Source organism: Brevundimonas sp. (genome assembly GCF_030656255.1).
Classification (GTDB): Bacteria; Pseudomonadota; Alphaproteobacteria; order Caulobacterales; family Caulobacteraceae; genus Brevundimonas.
Genome location: NZ_JAUSOE010000011.1, coordinates 1 through 22,224 on the forward strand (window position 1 = coordinate 1; position 22,224 = coordinate 22,224).

Genomic DNA, 22,224 nt, shown 5'->3' on the forward strand with positions numbered 1-22,224 from the left:
GGCGTGCTGCTGGGCGCCGCGCCGTCCTATGAGGATTCCGACGGCGAGGACGGCGACGATGATCGCGACGGGGTCGATAACGGCGACGAGGACGACGACGGCGACGGAACCATCAACACCGATGACGACGACCGCGACGGCGACGGCATCCTGGACGACAACGAGGGCACGTCGTCCATCACCACCTATGGCGCCGCCCCGGCCCTGGCCATCGGCGCGACGACCGGCGACATCGTGCTCGGCGTCTATGGCGAGGGCGATGACGCCTACGGCCTGATCAATGAGGGGTCGATTTCGGCCTCCGGCATCTTTGACGACATCGCCACGACCGCCGTCCTTATCGGCGGGGGAACCGGCTCGACCCTGATCGAGGGCGGCATCCGAAACGACGGTTCGATCAGCGGCAGCTCCAGCGAGGCCGACGTCGTCGCCCTGCGTCTCGCGTCCGGCGCCGTCACGCCGACCCTGGTCAACAGCGGATCGATCACCGCAAGCGCGACCACCGAAGCTGCGGACACCTCCACCGCCCTGCAGATCGACGCTGACGCCTCGCTGACCAGCATCGTCAACAGCGGGACCATCTCGTCCTACATCTACGGCGAGGCGGGCGACGCCGTCGCCATTCGCGACGCCAGCGGTTCGGTGACCAGCCTGACCAACACCGGCGGCATTTACGGCTACATCGTCGCCACCGACAATGACGATGACGACGAGACGGACGACGAGGAGATCACGGGGGCGACCATCGCCATCGACTTCTTGGCCAACACCACCGGCGTAACCATCACCCAATCGGCGGCGGCGAACGATCCCCTGTCCGACTATGACGGCGACGGCCTGTACGACGACGAGGATACCGATGACGACGACGACGGGATCCTGGACGCAGAGGACGACGACGACAACGACGACGACAACGACGGCGTCGCCGACACGGCTGAACCCTATATCGTCGGCGACATCCTGCTGGGCTCGGGCAATGACGTCGTCGATATCCAGAACGGCTATGTCGTCGGCGACATCGCCTTCGGGTCGGGTTCGGACAGCCTGTCGATCGACGGCGGCGCAACCTACCAGGGCGCCCTGTCGGACTCAGACGGCCTGCTGGACATCCACATCATCGACGGGGTTCTGCAGGGGCTTCAGGGCGAAACCCTGAACCTGAGCAGCCTGACGGTCGGCGAAAGCGGCGAACTGTACTTCACGGTTGACCCTGACGCCAACACGGCAGGCGACTATGTCGTGTCCGGCGCGGCCGTGTTCGAGGACGGGGCGACGATCAGCGTTCACCTCGATTCGCTGGTCGATACCGACGGCGAGACCTATCGGCTGCTGACGGCCGGGTCGCTGTCCTACGGGGACGTCCTGGGAACCGACCTGACCGGCAGCTCGCCCTATATGATCGTGTCCAGCCTTTCCGCCGACGAAGCGGCGGGGACGATCGACGTGAACCTGCGCAAGCGCACCACCACGGAAATGTCGCTGTCCGGCGTCGAAACGGCGGCCTACGAGGCCTTCTACAGCGCCTTGAGCCGCGACGAAGACGTGATGGACGCCTTCCTGGAGCAGTCCACGCGCGACGACTTCATGAACCTGTACGAGCAGACCCTGCCGGACCATTCGGGCGGCACGCTGATGTCGTTGTCCAGCGGTGTAGAAGCCGTGACCCAGGCCCTGGCGAACCGCAACAACACCGCCGCCGTCGGCGAGGTCAGCGGCTGGGTCCAGGAGATCAACTTCTACGAGGACAAGGACAAGACCGACACCTACGGCTACCGCTCGGAGGGCTTCGGCGTCGCCGGCGGGGTGGAGAAGATGACCGGCGCCGGCGCCGTCGGCGTCTCGGTGGCCCTTGCCTCTTCGGACATCCAGGACCCGGAGTCGGAGGCCGAGGAGGAGCTGTCGTCCAACCTGCTGGAGCTGGGCCTGTACTGGCGCGCCCAGGGGCATGGCTGGAACGGCTGGGCGCGGGGGGCGGTCGGCTATGCGTCGTTCAACAGCACCCGCACCCTGGTCGGCGACGACGTCTATCTGAGCACCGACGCCGACTGGGACGGCTACACGCTGTCGGCGGCGGGCGGCGTCTCTTACGAGCACCGGTTCGGACGGCTGTCGTTGCGGCCGGAAGTCTATGCCGAGTACTTCAGTCTGACGGAAGGATCGCGCCGCGAGTCGGGCGGCGGAGACGCCTTCGACCTGGAGATCGACGGCCGCACCGGCCATATCGCCAGCGCCACCGCCGCGCTGAAGATCGGTTACGGCCTGGGCCGGGACCAGATGTTCAGGCCGGAGCTGAAACTGGGCTGGAAGGAAATCCTGTCCGCCGACTATGACGAGACCACCGCCCGCTACATCAGCGGCGGCGACAGCTTCAGCCTGACCGGCGAACCGATCAGCGGCGGCGGTCCGGTGCTGGGCCTGGGCATGACCATGGCCAACGGCCTGAGCTCCCTGACCCTCTCCGGCGACGCCCAGTTGCTGGAGGACTATGTCCGCTACAGCTTCCTGCTGCGCGCGACCTTCCTGTTCTAGGGGGCGGTGGGGTGAGATTGGGCGCGAGCGTGTGATCGACGGCGACGGGGTGAGCTAGATTCACCCGTCATCCTCGGGCTTGACCCGAGGATCGGATGCGGGCCTAGTTCGCGTCGATCAGGGCGGCGCCGGAACTGTCCGGCGATCCGAACGCTGTTCCAGCTATCGTCACGCCTGGAATAGCCCTTTGAAATTCGCCCGTCGCCTCGTCGTCCTGCCAATCCTGGCCTTGGGTCTGTCCGGCCTCGGGGCCTGCGCCTCCATGCCTGGCCTATCGGGCGTACAGCTGAACCGGGATCAAGCGTCCCAGGGCGGAAAGACTTTCGGCGATGGCGTGGGCCAGGCGGCGACGGCTCCACTGGACGATCTCAACCTGCGGCGACAGGAGGTGCCCGAGATTCTGATCACGGCGCGTCGCGCCCCCTATGCGACGGCGGGTCTGCAGCGCTGCTCGGCCGTCATCGCCCAGATCGACGCCTTGGACGAGGCCCTCGGCCCCGATGTCGATCAGCCGTCGCCGGCGACCGGCACCGGCGACCAGGCCGCCAACGCCGCGCTCGACATGGTTCGCGACACCGCCACGGATTTCATCCCGCTCAGGAGCTGGGTGCGGCGTCTGTCGGGCGCCGCGGCCCATGATCGGGAGGTTCAGGCGGCGATCCGCGCAGGCTTGGTGCGCCGGGGCTTTCTCAAGGGCATCGCGCACCAGCGTCGTTGCGCCCGGACGGCGGGATAGTCGTTGGTCGGAGGGGAAGTGGATCGGCGTCCGGCCGACAAGGGTCCGGCAAGCGCTGGGACCAGAATCCCGTCATTCCGATTGACCTAAAAGACGACATTCCGCTCTTGGCGCGAATTTCGGCTCCCGGGCCTGACGTCCATTTCGCAAATCGACCCGTTGCGGACCTTGATCCGGTCTGTTCAGCGGCAGGTCGAGTGCCCGCCTCAGTTCTCGATTGCGGGATCCGCGCGGATCGCGGTCATCACGCCTTCGAACGGCAGGTGCTGACTGGGCGATGTATTGACAAGGATCGCTACCGCCAGATTCGGACCGGTAAAGACCGTCAGCGTGCTGGTGAACCCGTCGATCGCTCCATCGTGACTCAGTTCGGGCTCCGCCGGATCGCCCGTTACGCCAATGCCCAAGGCATACTGTATCGGATGAGATTCACCCTTTTCATCTTCGTAAGTTGCCTGCGACCCGTCGTTTAACCGGGCCGTTGTCAGCATTTCTCGATAGCTTTCGGGGTCCAGGACGCCGTCGTGGGTGAGTGCATTGCTCCATATGAGCAAGTCTTTGACCGTCGAGCGTAATGCACCAGCCGCGAAGGGAGTGTTCAGACTCACCGTGAGGGCGTTCCGATAGCCAGGTTGCTCTACGACCAACCGATCGTAACCCGAGGCGCGGCCGGGCGCGACAGCGCCGTCGTCGTCCAGCGCTGTGTGGGTCATGCCCAACGGACCGAAAAGCCGTTCTGCCATGAACTCACGGAGCGGTTTGCCCGACACTTTCTCTACGATGGCTCCCGCCAAAGCATAATTGGAGCTGGAATAGGCCCAACCAGTTCCGGGAGTGAACTGCCGGGCGGAGTTCAATGCCAAGACATGGGAGACCAACTCTTCCGACGTCAGGGGCAACCATTTAATGCGGTCAAAGTCTTGCCCGCCCACATAGTCGCGGAAGCCTGCAGTGTGGTTCAAAAGTTGACGGATCGTGGTCGGGTCGTCGCCTGAAATCTGCGGCAGATAAAGACCCGCTCGATCGTCCAGCGAGAGCTTACCGTCCTGTGCCAAAAGCAACAGCGAGACGGCCGTAAACTGTTTTGTCAGTGAGCCGACGCGGAAGACGCTGTCAGGTGTCGCGCGTGTGCCGGTCTCCAGGTTCGACATGCCATACCCACGAGCGAACACCACCACACCGTTCCGCATCACAGCGACGGCCCCGCCGGCCGTCCATCCACTATCGACAGAAGCCCGCATGGCGAGGTCGATGGCTTCTTCTGTCGCCGGGCTCAGTGTCTGAGCCATGGTTGAACTAGCGAGCAGCGCAAGCGAAGCCGCACCCGCCCACGTTCCCAATGCCATAACCACCTTCTTGAGCACGGCCTCTCCTCTCGCTGCGCTGAAACGAGAACGCAGATAGTTCCCGCGGCGACATTATTCCTCGGGACCGACAGGTATGATGTCAACTTGGGCCGCTACGGGCTCAACCGCCCTGTTGGCGAGAGGCTGCTCTCCATGTCGAACAGCCCTTCGGATTGTCCGCTTCCTTTCGTCATTCCGGGCGAAGGGCCGCTTGGCCCGTAGACCCGGAACCCAGCGGCGCGCGGGAGCGCGAAACTGTCGCGGACTCGGTGGGCCAGCATCGTGCGGCTGAACCATTTCGCCTTCGGCGCCGCTGGGTTCCGGGTCTCCGCTGCGCTCCGCCCGGAATGACGAAAGGAAAGAGGACGTAGGCGGCCCCGCCCCCCGCCTGCGCGAGGGACGGGCTCTCAATCAGCTGTCGGCCTGCCAGCCGCCGGCGAGGGCGCGGAACAGGGCGATCTGGTAGGTGGTGACCAGGGCGTCCGACTGGGCCAGGGCGGCGTCGGCGGCGGCCTGGGTGCGTTCGGCGTCGAGCACCAGCAGGAAGCTGTCGGCGCCGGCGTTGAAACGCTGACGCGACAGGTCGGCGGCGCGGGCGGCCTGGTCGCGGGCCTCGGTCAGGGCGGCGCGGCGGTCCAGCTCGTTGGCGTAGTTGCTGAGCGCCGTCTCGGTCTCTTGCAGGGCCGTGAGCACCGTCTGGTCGAAGGTGGCCAGGGCGGCGTCGGAGCGGGCGTCGGCGGCCTTGATCTGGGCGCGGGCGGCGAAGACGTTGGGGAAGGACCAGCTGATCAGCGGACCGAAGCTGAAGCGGAAATTCTGGTCGTCGCCCAGCTCGCTGGAGTCCAGGGCCGTGGAGCCGATGGAGCCGCCCAGGCTGATCTGCGGATAGAGGTTGGCGGTCGCCACATTCACGCGGGCGGCGGCGGCGGCGAGGTTCGCCTCGGCCTGGCGCACGTCGGGACGACGCGCCAACAGGGCCGCACCGTCGCCGACCGGGATCGGCTGGCTGAGTTGCGGCGGCCGGACGCAGGCGGCGGCGGCCTGGCTGGCCTCGGCCGGGGTGACGCCCGTCAGGGTCGCCAGCCGGAACAGGGCCTCGTTGCGAGAGGCGCGCAGCGTCGGCAGGGTGGCCGCCGTCTGGGCCAGGGCCGCGCGAGCGCTGGCCACGTCCAGGCCGGTGCCCGCCCCGCCGTCGAGCAGGGTCTGGGTCAGGTTGGAGGTGTTGCGCTGCAGCTCCAGCGTCCGTTCGGCCACCGCGATCTGGGCGTTGGCCGAGCAGGTGTCGGCATAGGCGCGGGTCGTCTCGGCCGCGACCGAGACCTGGACCGTCGCCAGGGCGGCCTCGGCCGCGCGGGCGTCGGCGCGGGCGGCGCGGATGGTCGATTCCACCCGGCCGAACAGATCGACTTCGTAGCTGGCCGACAGACCGACGTCATAGGTGTCGATCTCGGGCGCATCCTGACCGGCGGGCAGGCCGGTGACCGTGGCGGCCGAGGCGCGGCTGCGCTGGGCCTGGGCGCTGGTGGTCGTGGTCGGGAAGCGGCCCACGCGCGCCTCGGACAGCGACGCCCGAACAGCGCGCAGGTTGGCGAAGGCCGCCTCCAGCTCGTTGTTCTCGGCGAAGGCCTGACGGATCAGGCCGTCCAGCGTCGGGTCGTCGTACAGCCGCCACCAGTCGTCCCGCGCCTGAGCGGTCGAGACCGTGGTCGAGGCGGAGCCGATGAAGGCGCCCGTCCCCGCCACAGGCAGGTCGGCGGCGGGCGCCTGGGGCCCGACCGCGCAGGCGGCGAGCAAGGCGCTGGCGGCTGCGGCGGTCAGGAAGCTGAGGGTCTTGGTGCGGGTCATCAGATGTCCCCTCCCCGCCCGGTGGCCGGAGCCGGCGCATCGGGATCGGTCAGGCTGGAAGTTTGGTCGTAACGGACGGCTTCAGTCTTGTTCGGCGTCGGCTTCTTGCCTTGCGGCAGTTTGGACGACATCCAACGGGTCACGACATAGAAGACCGGCGTGAAGATCAGGCCGAAGAAGGTCACCCCCAGCATGCCGGAGAAGACCGCCGTGCCCAGCGACTGGCGCATCTCTGCGCCGGGACCGGTCGCCAGCATCAGCGGCACGACGCCGAGGATGAAGGCGAAGGAGGTCATCAGGATCGGACGCAGGCGGGTCCGGGCCGCAGCCACGGCGGCGTCGAACCGGTTCATGCCCTCGTCTTCTTCCGCCTGTTTGGCGAACTCGACGATCAGGATGGCGTTCTTGGCCGCCAGGGCGATCAGAACGACCAGGCCGATCTGGACCAGGATGTTGTTGTCCAGACCCCGCAGGTTCACGCCGACGATGGCCGCGAGCAGACACATCGGCACGATCAGGATGACCGCCAGCGGAAGCGTGAAGGCTTCATACTGAGCCGCCAGCACCAGGAACACGAAGACCACGGCCATCAGGAAGATCATGGTCGCGCCCGATCCAGCCGCCTTCTGCTGGTAGGCCAGCTCGGTCCACTCGTAGGTGAAGCCTTGCGGCAGGGTGCTGGTCGCCATCTGCTCCATGATGCCCAGCGCCTGGCCGGAGGACACGCCCATCGCGGGATTGCCCTGCAGTTCGGACGCCGGGAACAGGTTGTAGCGGACCACGCGCGACGGACCCGAGTCATTGATCAGGTTGGCCACCGAACCGATCGGCACCATGGCCCCGCTGGACGAGCGGGTCTTCAGGTTGGCGATATCGGCGATGTCGTCGCGGTACTGGGGCTCCGCCTGCGCCGTCACCCGATAGGTGCGGCCCAGCATGTTGAAGTCGTTCACATAGGACGAGCCCAGATAGACCCCCAGCGTATTGAACACGTCGCCGGGCTGGACGCCCATCATCAACGCCTTGTCACGATCCACGTCGGCCGAGATGCGGGGCGAGCCGGTGTTGTAGGTCGAGAAGACCTGGCTGACCTGATCCGGGGCCTGGGCGGCGGCGCCCATCATGGCGAAGGTCGCCCCCTCCAGCGCGCGGTAACCGGCGCCCGAGGTGTCCTGGATCATCATCTTGAAGCCGTTGCCGTTGCCCAGACCCTGGACCGCCGGAGGCGCGATGACGAAGATCTGCGCGTCCTCGATCTGACCCGTGGCCTGGGTGATGGCCCCGGCCAGAGCAGCGGCCGCCTCTTCCTTGGTCCGGTCCTCGAAGGGGCTCAGACGCACGAAGATGGTGGCGGCGTTGGAGCCGAACGAGAAGCTGGCGCCGTCGAGGCCGGCGAAGGCCACGGTGCCGTCGACCCCATTGGTGTCGCGGATGATCTGGCTGGCGCGCTGCATGATCGCCTCGGTGCGATCCAGCGAGGCGCCGGCGGGCAGTTGGATGACGCCGATCAGGAAGCCCTGATCCTGCTCGGGAATGAAGCCCGAGGGTGTGTCCACCAGACGCCAGGCGGTGAGGCCCAGCAGACCGGCGTAGATGATCAGAACCAGGCCGACGGTGCGCACCAGTCGCGCGGTCAGACGGCCGTAGCGATCCGACAGCCAGTCGAAGCCTTCGTTGAACTTACGCCCACCCCAGCCGCCGTAATAGACGACCGAACCCAGGACGCCCGGCTTGCGCGCGTTCTCGTGGTCCTTCTTGTGCGGCTTCAGCAGCAAGGCGGCCATGGCCGGCGACAGGGTCAGCGACACGAACAGCGAGATGACCGAGGCCGAGGCGATCACGACCGCGAACTGGCGGTAGAAGATGCCGGGAATGCCCGGAACGAACATGGTGGGCACGAACACCGAGACCAGCACCAGGCCGATGGCGATCAGGGCGCCAGAGACCTCCTGCATCGAACGATAGGCGGCCTCCTTGGGCGTCAGCCCCTCGCTGATGGCCCGCTCCACGTTCTCGACCACGACGATGGCGTCATCGACGACGATGCCGACCGCGAGGACCAGGGCGAACAGGGACAGGGAGTTGATCGAATAACCCAGGGCCAGCTGCACCGCGAAGGTGCCGACCAGGGCGACCGGGATGGCCACGATCGGGATGATCGCCGCGCGCCAGGTCTGAAGGAAGATCATGACCACGATCACGACCAGGATGACGGCCTCGATCAGGGTATGCTGAACCGACTCCACCGAGGCGGCGACGAACTCCGTCGGATTGTAGGGCACGGACAGGTCCATGCCGGCGGGCAGTTCGGCCTTGACGGCCTCGACCTCGGCCAGGACGCGTTCGGCGGTGCCCAGGGCGTTGGCCCCCGGCTGCTGAACGATGGCCAGACCGACGCCGCGCTGGCCGTCGAAGAAGCCGCGAATGCCGTAATCCTGGGCGCCCAGTTCAATCCGCGCCACGTCGCGCAGATAGGTGACGCGACCTTCGTTGTCGGTCTTCAGGACGACGTTGGAGAACTGGTCGGGATCGGTCAGACGCCCCTGAACCTGGATCGGCAGCTGGAAGGCCGAGGCGCTGGTCGGGAACGGCGGCTGGCCGATCGAACCGGCCGCGGCCTGGACGTTCTGGGCCTGAAGGGCGGCGACGATGTCCGGCCCGGTCAGGCCGCGCTCGGCCGCCTTGGCCGGGTCGATCCAGATCCGCATCGCATAGTTGCCGCCGCCGAAGACCTGGACCGCGCCCACGCCTTCGAGCCGCAGCAGGCGATCCCGCAGCGTCGAGTTGCCGTAGTTGCCGACATAGTCGTTGCTGAGCGAGCCGTCGGGCGAGGTCAGGCCCAGCACCATCAGGAAGCCGCTCTCGGCCTTGTTGACCACGACGCCGGTCTGGCGGACCGCGTCGGGAAGACGGGGTTCAGCCAGGGACACACGGTTCTGGACCAGCACCTGGGCAGCGTCGAGATCGGTGCCGGGCTGGAAGGTGACGGTGATCGACACCGCGCCGTCCGAGGTGGACGAGGAGGTGATGTAGAGCATGTCCTCGACGCCGTTCACCTCCTGCTCGATGGGGGCGGCGACGGTTTCGGCCAGGGTCTCGGCCGAGGCGCCGGGATAGGAGGCGGTGATGGTGATCGTCGGCGGTGCGATCTCCGGATACTGCGACAGGGGCAGCAACGGATAGGCGAAGACGCCGATGATGGTGATCACCACCGAGATCACGGCCGCGAAGATCGGCCGGTCGATGAAGAAACGGGATATGTTCATGGCTTAGTCGCCGGTGGAGAGGCTGTTGGCGAACGAACCGGTCGAGGCCGGAGCCGCCTGGGTGACCGGAGCGTCCGACGGCTGTTCGGCGACGGGGGCGATACGGCCGTTCTTGGGCGTGACCTTGGAACCCGGCTGGGCGGCGCGCTGGAGACCGGCGATGATCACGCGGTCGTTCGGGGCCAGGCCCGACTTGATCACGCGCAGACCCTGGACGATCGGACCCAGCTGGACGGCCTTGGCCGTGACCGAGCCGTCGGCGTTGACGACCGAGACGACGCGGCGCGACTGATCCGTGCCGATGGCGGAATCCGGGACCAGAAGGGCGTCATAGGAGCCGGCGCCCGCGACCTGGGCGCGGCCGAACAGGCCGGGACGCAGGAAGCCGTCGGCGTTCGGCACGATGGCGCGCATGCGGATGACGCCCGACGACGTGTCCAGCGCATTGTCCGAGAAGTCCAGACGGCCGGTGCGGGTATAGCCGCTCTCGTCCTGCAGACGGATGCGAACCGGGGCGCCGTTGGCGGCGCCGCCGTCGCGCAGATATTTCAGCAGGACCGCTTCCGAACCGTCGAAGACGAAGTGGATCGGGCCGCCCGAGATGATGGTGGTCAGGATGTCGCCCGCAGACGAACCGCCGGCGACCAGATTGCCCGGATCGACGCGGCGATCAGAGACGCGGCCCGAGGTCGGTGCAGTGACCCGCGTATATTCCAGATCCAGCCGCGCCGTGCGCACGGCGGCGTTGGCGGCGGCGATATTGGCGACCGCCGCATCGACGGCGGCCTTGTTGGAATCATATTCGGCCTTGGACACCGCCTGCGAGGCCAGCAGGGTCTCGCTGCGGGCCAGGTTGGCGCGGGCCAGGGTCAGCTGCGACTGCATCTGCGCGACCTGGGCCTGGGCCTGGGCCAGAGCGGCCTGGGCCGGACGCGGGTCCAGGGTGAACAGCAACTGGCCGCGCTGGACCATCTGACCGTCGCGGAAGTGGACGGCCTGGACATAGCCGCCGACGCGGGCGCGAACGTCCACGCTCTCGACCGCCTCGAAGCGGCCCGTGAATTCATCCCAGTCCACCACCTTCTGCTGCAGCGGCGTGGCCACTGTCACAGGCGGGGCGCCGCCGGGCGCCTGGCCCTCAGCCTTGGGGGAACAACCATATAGCGCACCCGTCACCATGACGGACACGGCCGCAATCTTCAGCCCGCGCATCTGCGCAATCTCCCTGTCGGAGGTAAATCCCAGTCGTGCGGACAGTGGCCGATGGGGAGTCGGCCTTTGTCAACGCGTGGTGACTTAATGGTGGGCATCGTGACGCTTGTCAACACGCGTTGACAAAGCCATATGGTGTCTACGGTTATTGTTCTGTGGAGTGTCATCCCCTTGTTATGTCCCGGCCCACGCCCGAGGAACGCCGCTGCGACGCGCACGGCCATTCTCGACGCAGCACGCGAAAGATTCGCGGCCGAGAGCTATGACGACGTGGGCATGAGCGACATCGCCCGCGACGTCGGCGTCGATGCGGCCCTGATCAGCCGGTATTTCGGCTCCAAGGACGATCTGTTCCTGGCCGCGCTGGACAGCTGCGGCGACGGCAGCGCCCTGATGCAGGGCGAGAAGGCCGATTTCGGCCGGCGCGTGGCCCAGGAGATCGTGTTCGAACCCAAGAAGGCCGAAAAGCTCAAGGGCATGTCGATCATGCTGCGCTCGATCGGCTCGGCCAAGGCGGCGGAAATGGTGCAGTCCAGCTGCACCCAGCGCTTCTTCGGCCCTCTTGAGGACTGGCTCAGCGGCCCCGACGCCACCGTGCGCGCCCGGCTGCTGGCGGGCTTCATCATGGGCATGTCGATCAGCCGTGAACTGGGCGGCGGCAGCTTCAATATCGAACCCGAAGAATGCGAACGGATGCGCGACCGACTGGCGCCCATTCTTCAGTCCCTGATCGAGGGCTGACACGGGGCGGAAATGCGAAAGGGCGCGGAGGTTTCCCTCCGCGCCCTTTGTCTTGTCCGACGACCGGCCTCAGTGCGACGCGGTCGAGGTCACTTCAGCCTTGGCCTTTGTGCGGGCGCAGGCGATGGCGAAGACGGTCAGGCCGACATAGCCCGCCATCGGCACCAGGAAGGCCGGCTGAAGCGCGCCGGCGGCGTCGGCGATACGCGCCGCCACCTGCGGCAGCAGGGCGCCGCCGATGATGCCGAAGACCAGCAGGCCCGAGGTCGCCGAAGTCGGCGCCGTAGAGCGCTCCAGCGTCAGGGTGAAGATGGTCGGGAACATGATCGAGTTGAACAGGCCGATGGACAGGACGGCATAGGCCGCCGTCGGTCCGCCGATCTGGCTGACCAGCAGGCACAGGGCCGCAGCGGCGACGGTGCAGCAGGCCAGGACCACGCCGGGCGAGACCCGCGACAGAACCCACGAGCCGATGAACCGGCCGACCATGGCGCCGCCCCAGTACAGGGCGACCATCTTGCCCGCCGTCTCGATCGGGGCGTTCAGGATTTCGGGGCTTTCCAGGAAGTTGGTCAGCATGCCGCCGATGGCCACTTCCGAACCGACATAGAGGAAGATGGCCAGGGCGCCGAAGATCGCCCAGGGCGAGGACAGGGCCTTCAGCGGCGAGACCGCCTCGGTCGCGGCGGGGGCCGCCGCATTGATCTTCTTACGCGCGGTGAAGATGAAGAAGGCCACCACGGCGAAGAAGGCGCCCATGCTGAGGAAGGCCATGTCGATGCTGCGCAGCGACTGGGTGCGGGTCGCGACCGTGACCACGGCGCCCGCGGCGAAGACGCCCCCCGTCAGCAGGACGTGCGACCCCAGCCAAGGACCAATAGTGGTACCCAGGGAGTTGAAGGCCTGGGACAGGTTCAGACGGCTGGACGCGCCCTTGCGGCTGCCCAGTTCGGCGACCAGCGGATTGGCGGCGACCTGAAGCAGGGTGACGCCTGAGGCGATGACGAACAGGGCGATCAGCACGCCCGGATACCAGTCGGCGGCCGTGGCGGCCGGCACGATCAGACAGCCCGCCACCATGACGACCAGGGCGCCGATGATCGACCGGCTATAGCCCAGCCGGCCCAGCACCGCCGCCGCCGGCAGGGACATCAGCCCATAGGCGATGAACCAGGCGAAGGTCGTCAGGAAGGCTTCGGCGTTGTTCAGGTCGAACACCCGTTTCACCGCCGCGATCAGCGGATCGATCAGCGAGGTGGCGAAGCCCCAGGCGAAGAAGAGCGTGGTGACATAGGCGAAGGCGAGGGCTGTGCCCTGGCGCTTTGGAGCCTCTGGAGCGGACATGGATTCCCCCTGCGGAAAAACTAAGGACGGCCGCGCTTTGCCCGCGCGGTTCTGGTCGCCTTGGTTCGGGCATCCCGGACGCGCCGTCCAGCGGAAAAACGCCGGCTGTAACCAAACTTTGGCGGCAGCGACCCGGGGCGGGTGCGAACGCCCGGGCCAAAAAGAAAGGGCCGCCTCGTTTCCGGGGCGGCCCAAGTTTGCTCAGGGGAGAAATCAGAAGCGGTAGTTCATGCCCACCGCGAAGGTCCGGCCGTAGCTCTGATAATCGATGGTCTGACGCTCATCGCCGTTCTGGAAGGTCTTGAACGGCTCGTCGGTCAGGTTGTTGACCTGGGCCAGGATCGACAGGCCTTCCAGCGGGCCCGACTGGAACTCGTAACCGACCTGGGCGTCGACCACGGTTTCGGCGGCGACCGAACGCAGGGTGCGGCCGTTGCCGAAGCCGGCGACCTCGCCCAGATAGTCCGAACGGTAACGGGCCGAGACGCGGGTCTGGAAGCCGTAGCGCTCATAGTAGAGCGTGCCGTTCATGACGGTCTCCGACAGGCCCGGCATGGTGGTCGGGGCCTCGTTCGGGTTCGGCCGGACCTCGCTGTCCGTGGCCGAGGCGCTGAACAGGGCGCCGAAGCCTTCCAGGGCGGGATGGATGATGTCGAACGGCGCCGACACCGAGAACTCCACGCCCTTGATCCAGCCGCCGTCGCCGTTGTCCGGCCGCGACGACAGACCTTGGTTAATCACCGGCGTCACGCCGCCCGTCGGATAGCCGGTGAAGTCGACGATCTCGTTGCGGGTGTAAACATAGCTTTCAAGATGTTTGTAGTAGGCGGCGACCGAGACATAGCCCTTGCGGTTGGCGAAATACTTCTCAAGCGAGATGTCCGCCACATCAGCGATGTAGGGCCGCAGTTCGGGATTGCCGCCGCTGGCGCTCCAGGGGGACTGGTTGTCCGGCTGGGCGGTGGGGATATTGTTGGCCACGCTGAACGAATAGTTCTGCGAGGCGCGCATGTCGTCCATCCGCGGGCGGGCCAGGGTCCGGGCGACGGCGAAGCGGGCGAACAGATCGTCGCCGACTTCCAGGATGAAGTTCGAGCTGGGCAGGATTTCCAGATAGTCGACACCGCCGCTGACGGCGACGGTTTCCGACACGCCGGCGCTGACCTGACGGGCCGAGAAGCCGCTGGACATCTGGTCGGTGTAGACGAACTGCATGCCGACGTTGCCGGTCAGCGGGCGTCCGAACAGCTCATGATCGATGTTGGCGCGGACATAGGCGGTCGAGACCTTTTCCGTCACTTCCCAGTTGCCGGCGGCGACATCCGCGTTGGGGTTGCGGACCAGTTCCAGCAGCCCGCTGTTGACCAGGCCCAGGGCGTCATAGCTGAGCACCTCCGAGATGCCGAGATAACCCAGGTCGGTCGGCTCCAGCAGATATTCGTCTGGCACGATCAGATCGCCGCCGCCGGGGACGCCGATGTAATACTGGTCGTTGACGAAGCTCTTGTTACGCTCCGAATAGTTGACGCCGAAGTCGATCGACTTGAACGGGCTCTGGTGCAGTTGGCGGTTCGCGGTCAGGCGGACAGCCTTGATTTCGTCCTCGATGGACGGGGTGTTCATATAGCCGACCTGGCCGCCCGGAATGACGTCCCCGCCCCAGCCCTGGGCCGAGGTGATGCGGATCAGGGTCGGGTCGGCGTAGTCGAGCTGGCTGGTGAAACGGGTGACGCCGTCGTCAGTCAGTTCGAAGCCGAGGGTGTCCAGGGCTCCGTTGATGTTGCGGCCCGTGCCCGCGTTGGTCTCGAGGATGATGTCGTTCCGCTCGACCTTCGAATAGTTGACGTCGAGAGCCAGCGTCCAGTCGTCGTTGGCGACGAACTCGGTGTTCCAGCCCAGGGCCGTGATGTTGCTGTCGCGCTTGTTCACGTCGTTGCGGACGACGCCCTTGATGTTGTCCCAGGTGCCGGCGACGATCAGACCGTCCTCGACGGTGTAGCCGGAGCGCAGTGAGGGGGCCGGGCGGCAGAGCGACGAGGCCACGTTGACGGTGCAGTCCCCGGCCGAACCGCCCCAGGCCAGCGGGAACTCGATGCCGCGCAGGACCTGGGTGTTCTTGAACTCGGAATAGAAGGCGTCGATCGTCGAGTGGATGCGATCGTTCGGGCGCCATTCCAGCACGCCCATATAGCCGTCGCGCTCAAGCTCGGACGACATGACATAGGGTTTGACGCCGCCGGTCAGCAGATTGCCGTCGGAATAGGTCGGATAGCCCCAGCTGTTGAACCGCTCGGACTGATACGGCGAGCTCATGTGAGCATAGCCCAGGGCGACGCCCAGGGTGCCGTCCATGAACTGGTCGATGTAGGAGATGGTGTAGCGGTCGCCGCTGTCGGTCGTGCCCGAGTTCAGGGCGCCGATGTCGTTCCACTCGTGACGATAGTTCACGGCGATCGCCTGGCGGCCATAGGCCAGAGGACGAACAGTGCGCAGATCGACGGTGCCGCCCAAGCCCTGGCCGATCAGGGCCGAATCCGGGGTCTTGTAGACGACGACGCTGCCCAGCAGTTCAGACGGGAACTGGTCGAACTCGACGCCGCGGTTGTCGCCGGTCGAAACCAGTTCGCGACCGTTCAGCAGGGCGGTGGTGAAGTCGGGGCCGAGACCGCGGATCGAGATGGCCTGGCTGCGGCCGTCGAGGCGCTGCGAGGTCACGCCCGGCAGGCGGGCCAGGGATTCGGCGATGGAGACGTCCGGCAGCTTACCGATGTCTTCGGCCGAAATGACTTCGACGATCGAGGTGTTGTTGGCCTTGGCCGAGATCGAGGCCTCGATCGAGCGGCGAATGCCGGTGACGACGATTTCGCCGACCTCTGCAGGCTGTTCGTCGGCCTGGGTCGCTGCGGCGGTTTGCGCCTGGGCGCTGCTGACGGCCATGAGCGCGGCGGCGCCGAATGCGGCGCCCGACAGCAGGCGCACGCGCCGATTAAGACGTTGAGACATTGTCATCCTCCCTGAGGCTGCCGCGATTCTGAATGTCGCGGCCGGAGCCTACGCAAAAATATGCAAACATCCGGCATTCTTGCAAGCAGTTAATGCGAAGGGCGCAATTTCGCCCCACCCGAACCACCGCAAAAAGCCCGCAAACCCTAGCTTGGCAGGAGAGTCATGCTGATTACTTGCTGCAATGCAGCATTCTAATCCGCGTTGACAGGCGACGTCTGGACTGCAAAATCTTGCAAATCGATCTGGAAGGCTTTGCACTTTCCGGACAGGGAGAACGACCGGATGACCCTCGCCCGACACTGGAAGACCCCGGCGCGCGCCATGATCGCGGCGGCGGCGCTGTTCGCCTCGACGTCTCCCCTGCCCGTCCAGGCCCAGACAGTCGCGCCGGACGTCCTGACCGCCTTGCGCCAACGCCCGCCGCAGGACGAGGTGATCTATTTCCTGCTGCCCGACCGTTTCGCCAACGGCGATCCGTCGAACGACCACGGCGGCTATGCGCCCGAGCGGCTGAAGAGCGGCTTCGATCCGTCCGACACCGACTTCTATCACGGCGGCGATCTGGCCGGCGTGACCCAGCGGCTGGACTATATCCAGGGCCTGGGCGCGACGGCGGTGTGGCTTGCGCCCATCTTCAAGAACAAGCCGGTCCAGTCGCACGGCAACTACACGGGTGCGGCGCACCATGGCTATTGGATCACCGACTTCACGGCGGTCGATCCGCATTTCGGCGACGAGGCGGCGATGCGCGCCCTGGTCGATGCGGCCCATGCGCGGGGCATGAAGGTCTATCTGGACATCGTCGCCAACCACACCGCCGACGTGATCCGTTACCGCGAGTGTCCCGACCGGCCATGCGAATACCGCAGCAGGGCCGACTATCCCTACACCCGTCGCGGCGGGGTGGACGGGGCGGCGATCAATGCGGGCTTCGACGGGAGGGACTTCTCGCGCCTGACCCGGCCCGATTACGCCTATACGCCCTATGTCCCAGCGGGTGAGGAAAACGCCAAGGTTCCGGCCTGGCTGAACGACCCGATCCACTATCATAACCGGGGCGACAGCACTTTTGCGGGCGAAAGCTCGCTGGACGGGGACTTCGCCGGCCTGGACGACCTGCTGACCGAGGATCCGGTCGTGATCCAGGGCATGATCGACATCTTCGGCGGCTGGATCGACAAGTACGGGATCGACGGCTACCGCATCGACACCGCCCGCCATGTGAACCCGGAGTTCTGGCAGGCCTTCATCCCCGCCATGCTGGAGCGGGCGCGGGCCAAGGGGATCCCGAACTTCCACATCTTCGGCGAGGTCTACGACCATGACCCGGCGGTCACGGCGCGGTTCACGCGGGTGGACGCCTATCCCGCCGTGCTGGACTTCCCCTTCCAGAAAACGGCGGTGGACGTCGCCTCGGGCAAGACAGGGACCGACGCCCTGGCCAAGTTGTTCGCCGCCGACGCCGTCTACGCCAAGGGGGCGGACACGGCCGCTATCCTGCCGACCTTCCTGGGCAACCACGACATGGGCCGGGTTGGCTTCTTCGTGAATCAGGCCAAGCCCGAGGCCGACGAGGCCGAGATCCTGGCCCGGGTGAAACTGGCCCACGCCCTGATGATGTTCAGCCGCGGCGTGCCGACCCTGTACTACGGCGATGAACAGGGCTTCGCCGGAGCCGGCGGCTATGGGAACTCGCGACAGGACATGTTCGCCAGCCAGACGGCCGTCTATGCGGCGGAGCAGCCCATCGGCGGACGCCAGCGCGCCTATTCGACCGAAGCGCCCCTCTATACGGCCATTGCCGAGATGGCCCGGATCCGCGCCGCCGAACCGGCCCTGCGCCACGGCCGTCAAGTCGTCCGCGCCGCTGGCGACACGCCGGGCCTATTCGCCATGTCCCGCCTCGACGAAGCCGGCGGGGAGACCCTGGTTCTGTTCAACACCTCGACCACCGCCGTCACTGCACAGGTTGAGGTGGAGCCCGCCTCCCAGCGGTGGCAAGCTGTTCGCGGCGACTGCGCGGCCGAGGCCTCGGCCCCGGCCAGCTACGCCGTCCGCCTCGCCCCTCTCGACTATCTGATCTGCAAGAGCACGCCCCAGTGAACGCCCACACCCTCGACCTCGCGACCGCCGCCCAGCCGGCGACCGCCCACACTGAATGGTGGCGGGGTGCAGTGTTGTACCAGATCTACCCCCGCAGCTTCGCCGATGCGAACAACGACGGGGTGGGCGACCTGAAGGGGATCACCCAGCATCTGGACCATGTCGCCTCGCTCGGCGTGGACGGGATCTGGCTGTCGCCCTTCTTCACCTCGCCGATGAAGGACTTCGGCTATGACGTCGCCGACTATTGCGACGTCGATCCGATCTTCGGAACCCTGGCCGACTTCGACGCCCTGGTGGCCCGCGCCCATGCGCTGGGCCTGAAGGTGGTGATCGATCAGGTCTTCTCGCACACCTCCGACGAACACCCCTGGTTCCTGGACAGCCGCGCGTCGCGCAGCGGGCCGCACGCCGACTGGTACGTCTGGGCCGACGCCAAGCCGGACGGCTCGCCGCCGTCGAACGGGCAGTCGGTGTTCGGCGGTCCGGCCTGGACCTGGAACGCCCGGCGCGGCCAGTACTATATGCACAACTTCCTGGCCTCCCAGCCGCAGTTGAACGTGCGGAACCCCGAGGTTCAGGACGCCCTGATCGCGGCGGCGCGCTTCTGGCTGGACCGAGGGGTGGACGGCTTCCGGCTGGACGCCATCAACTTCTCCATCCACGATCTGAAGCTGACCGATAATCCGCCGATCCACGACGGCAAGAAGCGCACCCGCCCGTTCGACTTCCAGGATAAGATCAACAATCAGAGCCAGCCCGAGATCATCGGCTTCCTGAACCGGATCCGCGCCCTGACCGACAGCTACGAGGGCCGGTTCACCGTCGCCGAAGTGGGCGGCGACCACGCGGACCGCGAGATGAAGGAATACACCGCCGGGACCGACCGCCTGCACTCGGCCTATGGCTTCCTGTATCTGTACGCCGATACGCTGAAGAGCGAACTGGTCGCCCAGGGCGAGACCATGTGGCCGGATCAGCAGGGCGAAGGCTGGCCGTCCTGGACCTTCTCCAACCACGATGCGCCGCGCGCCGTGTCGCGTTGGGCGCAAGGGCGGGATCGCAAGGCCTTCGCCGAGATGGCGCTGATGCTGCTGGTCTGCCTGCGCGGCAATGTCTTCGTCTACCAGGGCGAGGAATTGGGCCTGCCCCAGGCCGAAGTGCCGTTCGAACGGCTGGTGGACCCCGAGGCCATCGCCAACTGGCCCGAGACCCTGGGCCGCGACGGCGCCCGCACCCCCATGCCCTGGCATGCGGACCAGGCCAACGCCGGCTTCTCGACTGTGGAGCCCTGGCTGCCGGTCGATGCGCGCCATCTGCCGCTGGCGGTGGATGCGCAGGAGGCCGATCCGGCCTCGACCCTGCAGGTCGCGCGCCGGATGATCCGGCTGCGTCATCAGCATCCGGCCCTGCGCTATGGCGGCATGGCGCCGATCGAGACCTCGCACCTGCTGGTGTTCGAACGGCAGGAGCGCGGCGGGAGCGGAGAGCGGCTTCTGTGCGTCTTCAACCTGGGCCACGATCCTGTCGACTGGCGTCCGCCCGTCGAGGCGACGCGGATCGAGGCGATCAACTGGACCGAGGCCGACGGCGCCACCCTGCCCCCGCTCGCCGGACTGGTCTTCAGACTGGCATGAGCCGATCAGCCGCCACAGGTCTCGCGCACGATCAGATCGGTAGGAACACGTTCCGACCGACCGGCGGTCGCGCCCCCGTGGTCCAGCAGTTTGGAAACCATCAGTCGACCGGCCTTCATCGTGTCCTGGGCGATGGTGGACAGGGCCGGGCGCGAGTAGCGGCTGAAGGGCACATTGTCGAAACCGATCACCGAGACGTCGCCGGGCACGGTCAGGCCAGCGTGCTCCAGCGCCCGCACCGCGCCCAGGGCGATCTGGTCGGACGCCGCCACCACGCCGTCGAACTTCACGCCCCGACGCACCAGGGCGTCGACGGCCGCCTCGGCGGACTCGACCTCGAAATGGGCGGGCACGATCAGCTCGGCCTCGACCGACAGACCCGCCGCCTCCAGCGCCTCCAGATAGCCCCGGTGCCGCTGCATCGCCTCGGGCGGATCCAGATCGCCCAAGAACACGATCCGCGTGCGCCCCAGCCGCGCCAGATGCGAGGTCGCGCGCCGGCCGCCCGAGAAGTTGTCGGAGCCGATGGAGCAGTAGTCCTGTTCCGGCAGATCGGCGCCCCAGACCACGAACCGATGATCGCCGGCCGCCAGCCGGTTGAAGGCGCCGTGCAGGCTGGACTGGCCCAGGAAGATCACCCCGTCGGCGCGACTGGTGTTCATCGCCGCCGCCAGCTCGTCATAGGTGGCCGGCGAGATATGGCTCATCAGCAGGTCGCAACCGCGTTCGCGCGCCGCCTCGCCCACCCCGGCCAGCAGCTCCAGGAAGAAGGGATCGGAAATCCGCCCCTCCCGCCCCTGCGGACGCGGCGTCACCAGGGCGATGGTGCCCTGGGCCCCGATCGGGCCGGCGGGCATGTAACGGCGGAACGGATAGTCGTGCTCCTTCGCCAGCTTCCAGATCAGTTGTTTGGTGCGGTCGTTGACGGCGGGACTGTCGTTCAGGGCGCGCGAGGTGGTGGCGACGGAAACCCCGGCCAGGCGCGCGATGTCTTCAAGTCGAGTGGTCTTGCGGCTCAAGGTCGCGGGTCCCCGGCACAGTCTGGTCCGACTGCAAATTTTTCTGCAAACATTTCAGCCACCGTTCGCGGCGGTTGGCAAGAGGCGGCGTAACGGAGTTCACATGATGCAGCGCAGATCCTTCCTGGCCCTCGGCGGCGCCTCGATCCTGGCCTTTGGCGCGACGGGCGTTCGCGCCCAGACCACGCCGACCCACGCCCGCGCCAGCTCGCCCGGCGGCGTCCTGACGGTCGAGGCCTTCACCGACAACGACGGCCGGCCGATGTACGCTGTCCTGCGTCAGGGCCGGATGGTCGTGGCGCCGTCGAAGCTGGGTTTCCTGCTGACCGACGCCCCGGCGCTGGAGCGCGGCCTGGCGATCACCGCCGGTCAGCCCGTGACGGTGGACGAGACCTGGGAACAGCCGTGGGGCGAACGCCGCTTCATCCGCAACCACTACAATGAATGGCGCGTCGCCTATACCGAAACCGGCGGCCTGCAACGCCGCGTGGACGTGGTGTTCCGCCTGCACGACGACGGCCTGGGCTTCCGCTACGAGTTCCCGGACCAGGCCGCGCTGAAAACCGTCCGCATCGGGTCGGAAATCACCGAGTTCAACTTGGCCGAAAACGGCGAGGCCCTGTGGTGCCCGGCCTGGGAATGGAACCGCGAGGAATACCTCTACAGCCGCACGCCGATCGACGCGGTGGGCAGCGCCCAGACCCCGATGACGGTCAAGGGCCAGTCGGGCCTGCACGTCTCGATCCACGAGGCCGCCTGCATCGACTACGCCGGCATGAACCTGCGCCGCTCCGAGGGCACGAACTTCCGCGCCCAACTGACGCCCGGCCTGACCAACGCCGCCGTGGTGCGCGAGGCCCCGTTCAACACCCCGTGGCGCACGCTGCAGATCTCGGACAGCGCGGCGGGTCTGATCGATTCCAGCCTGATCCTGAACCTGAACGAGCCCAACAAACTGGGCGACGTGTCGTGGTTCAAGCCGATGAAATACGTCGGCGTCTGGTGGGAAATGCACCTGGAGCTGAAGAGCTGGAACGCCGGCCCCAAGCATGGGGCGACCACCGAAAACACGATCAAGCACATCGACTTTGCGGCCCAGCACGGCTTCGGCGGCGTCTTGGTCGAGGGCTGGAACAAGGGCTGGGACGGCCAGTGGTTCGCCAATGGTTCGGACTTCAGCTTCACCGAGGCCTACCCCGATTTCGACATCGAGGCGGTCTGCGCCCACGCCCGATCCAAGGGTGTGCAACTGATCGGCCACCACGAAACCGGCGGCAACGCCTTCCACTACGAACAGCAGCTCGAACCGGCGATGGCACTGTATGAACGCCTCGGCGTCCATTCGGTGAAGACCGGCTATGTCGCGGATGCGCAGGGCGCGCGCGTCGCCGGGCCGGACGGCCAGATGGCCATGGCCTGGCACGAGAGCCAGGCCAT

Annotated in this window: 13 protein-coding genes; 6 read left to right on the plus strand and 7 right to left on the minus strand. The window is 66.8% G+C overall.

Features of this window, described 5'->3' with window-relative positions; all coding sequences use genetic code 11:
- Together Q7J26_RS00500 and Q7J26_RS00505 are read left to right on the plus strand one after the other, a co-directional pair.
- Nucleotides 1–2,532, plus strand: a 2,532-nt coding sequence (locus Q7J26_RS00500) for an autotransporter outer membrane beta-barrel domain-containing protein (protein ID WP_304934576.1), incomplete at its 5' end; no start/stop codon positions are given.
- A 187-nt stretch (nt 2,533–2,719) separates the two neighbouring features.
- Entirely contained in the window at nt 2,720–3,268 is a 549-nt protein-coding gene (locus Q7J26_RS00505; protein ID WP_304934577.1) for a hypothetical protein, read from the plus strand.
- 206 nt (nt 3,269–3,474) lie between these two features.
- On the opposite strand, the gene Q7J26_RS00510 is transcribed toward Q7J26_RS00505, so the two are convergent.
- The 4 genes from Q7J26_RS00510 to Q7J26_RS00525 form a co-directional block, all read right to left on the minus strand.
- Nucleotides 3,475–4,632, minus strand: coding sequence for a serine hydrolase (locus Q7J26_RS00510; RefSeq protein WP_304934578.1), 1,158 nt, complete (start codon nt 4,630–4,632; stop codon nt 3,475–3,477).
- Nucleotides 4,633–5,025: 393 nt separating this feature from the next.
- Complete coding sequence (locus Q7J26_RS00515; RefSeq protein WP_304934579.1) at nt 5,026–6,459, minus strand: efflux transporter outer membrane subunit; 1,434 nt, start codon at nt 6,457–6,459, stop codon at nt 5,026–5,028.
- The gene (locus tag Q7J26_RS00520) at nt 6,459–9,725 is read right to left on the minus strand and encodes an efflux RND transporter permease subunit (protein WP_304934580.1); all 3,267 of its coding nucleotides are present in this window, start codon (nt 9,723–9,725) and stop codon (nt 6,459–6,461) included. Before Q7J26_RS00520 ends, Q7J26_RS00515 begins: the two co-directional genes overlap by 1 nt.
- A gap of 3 nt (nt 9,726–9,728) precedes the next feature.
- Nucleotides 9,729–10,937 carry an efflux RND transporter periplasmic adaptor subunit gene (locus Q7J26_RS00525; RefSeq protein WP_304934581.1) on the minus strand — a complete coding sequence of 403 codons (1,209 nt, stop codon included), beginning with the start codon at nt 10,935–10,937 and terminating at the stop codon, nt 9,729–9,731.
- Between the two features lie 132 nt (nt 10,938–11,069).
- Between Q7J26_RS00525 and Q7J26_RS00530 the strand changes: the two genes are divergently transcribed.
- On the plus strand, nt 11,070–11,678 hold the full coding sequence (locus tag Q7J26_RS00530; protein WP_304934582.1) for a TetR/AcrR family transcriptional regulator: 609 nt from the start codon (nt 11,070–11,072) through the stop codon (nt 11,676–11,678).
- A 69-nt stretch (nt 11,679–11,747) separates the two neighbouring features.
- Here Q7J26_RS00530 and Q7J26_RS00535 read toward each other — a convergent pair whose 3' ends face one another.
- Nucleotides 11,748–13,022: a sugar MFS transporter gene (locus Q7J26_RS00535; RefSeq protein WP_304934583.1), complete on the minus strand. Its 1,275-nt coding sequence runs from the start codon at nt 13,020–13,022 to the stop codon at nt 11,748–11,750.
- Nucleotides 13,023–13,235: 213 nt separating this feature from the next.
- Nucleotides 13,236–16,025, minus strand: a complete 2,790-nt coding sequence (locus tag Q7J26_RS00540; protein ID WP_304934584.1) for a TonB-dependent receptor — start codon at nt 16,023–16,025, stop codon at nt 13,236–13,238.
- 285 nt (nt 16,026–16,310) lie between these two features.
- Here Q7J26_RS00540 and Q7J26_RS00545 point away from each other — a divergent pair, with 285 nt between their 5' ends.
- Complete coding sequence (locus Q7J26_RS00545; protein ID WP_304934585.1) at nt 16,311–18,131, plus strand: alpha-amylase family glycosyl hydrolase; 1,821 nt, start codon at nt 16,311–16,313, stop codon at nt 18,129–18,131.
- A complete protein-coding gene (locus Q7J26_RS00550) occupies nt 18,128–19,768 on the plus strand; it encodes an alpha-amylase family glycosyl hydrolase (protein ID WP_304934586.1) in 1,641 nt (546 codons plus the stop codon). Before Q7J26_RS00545 ends, Q7J26_RS00550 begins: the two co-directional genes overlap by 4 nt.
- A gap of 5 nt (nt 19,769–19,773) precedes the next feature.
- On the opposite strand, the gene Q7J26_RS00555 is transcribed toward Q7J26_RS00550, so the two are convergent.
- Nucleotides 19,774–20,787, minus strand: coding sequence for a LacI family DNA-binding transcriptional regulator (locus Q7J26_RS00555; protein ID WP_287928411.1), 1,014 nt, complete (start codon nt 20,785–20,787; stop codon nt 19,774–19,776).
- Nucleotides 20,788–20,890: 103 nt separating this feature from the next.
- Here Q7J26_RS00555 and Q7J26_RS00560 point away from each other — a divergent pair.
- Nucleotides 20,891–22,224, plus strand: a 1,334-nt coding sequence (locus Q7J26_RS00560) for a glycoside hydrolase family 97 N-terminal domain-containing protein (RefSeq protein ID WP_304934587.1), incomplete at its 3' end; no start/stop codon positions are given.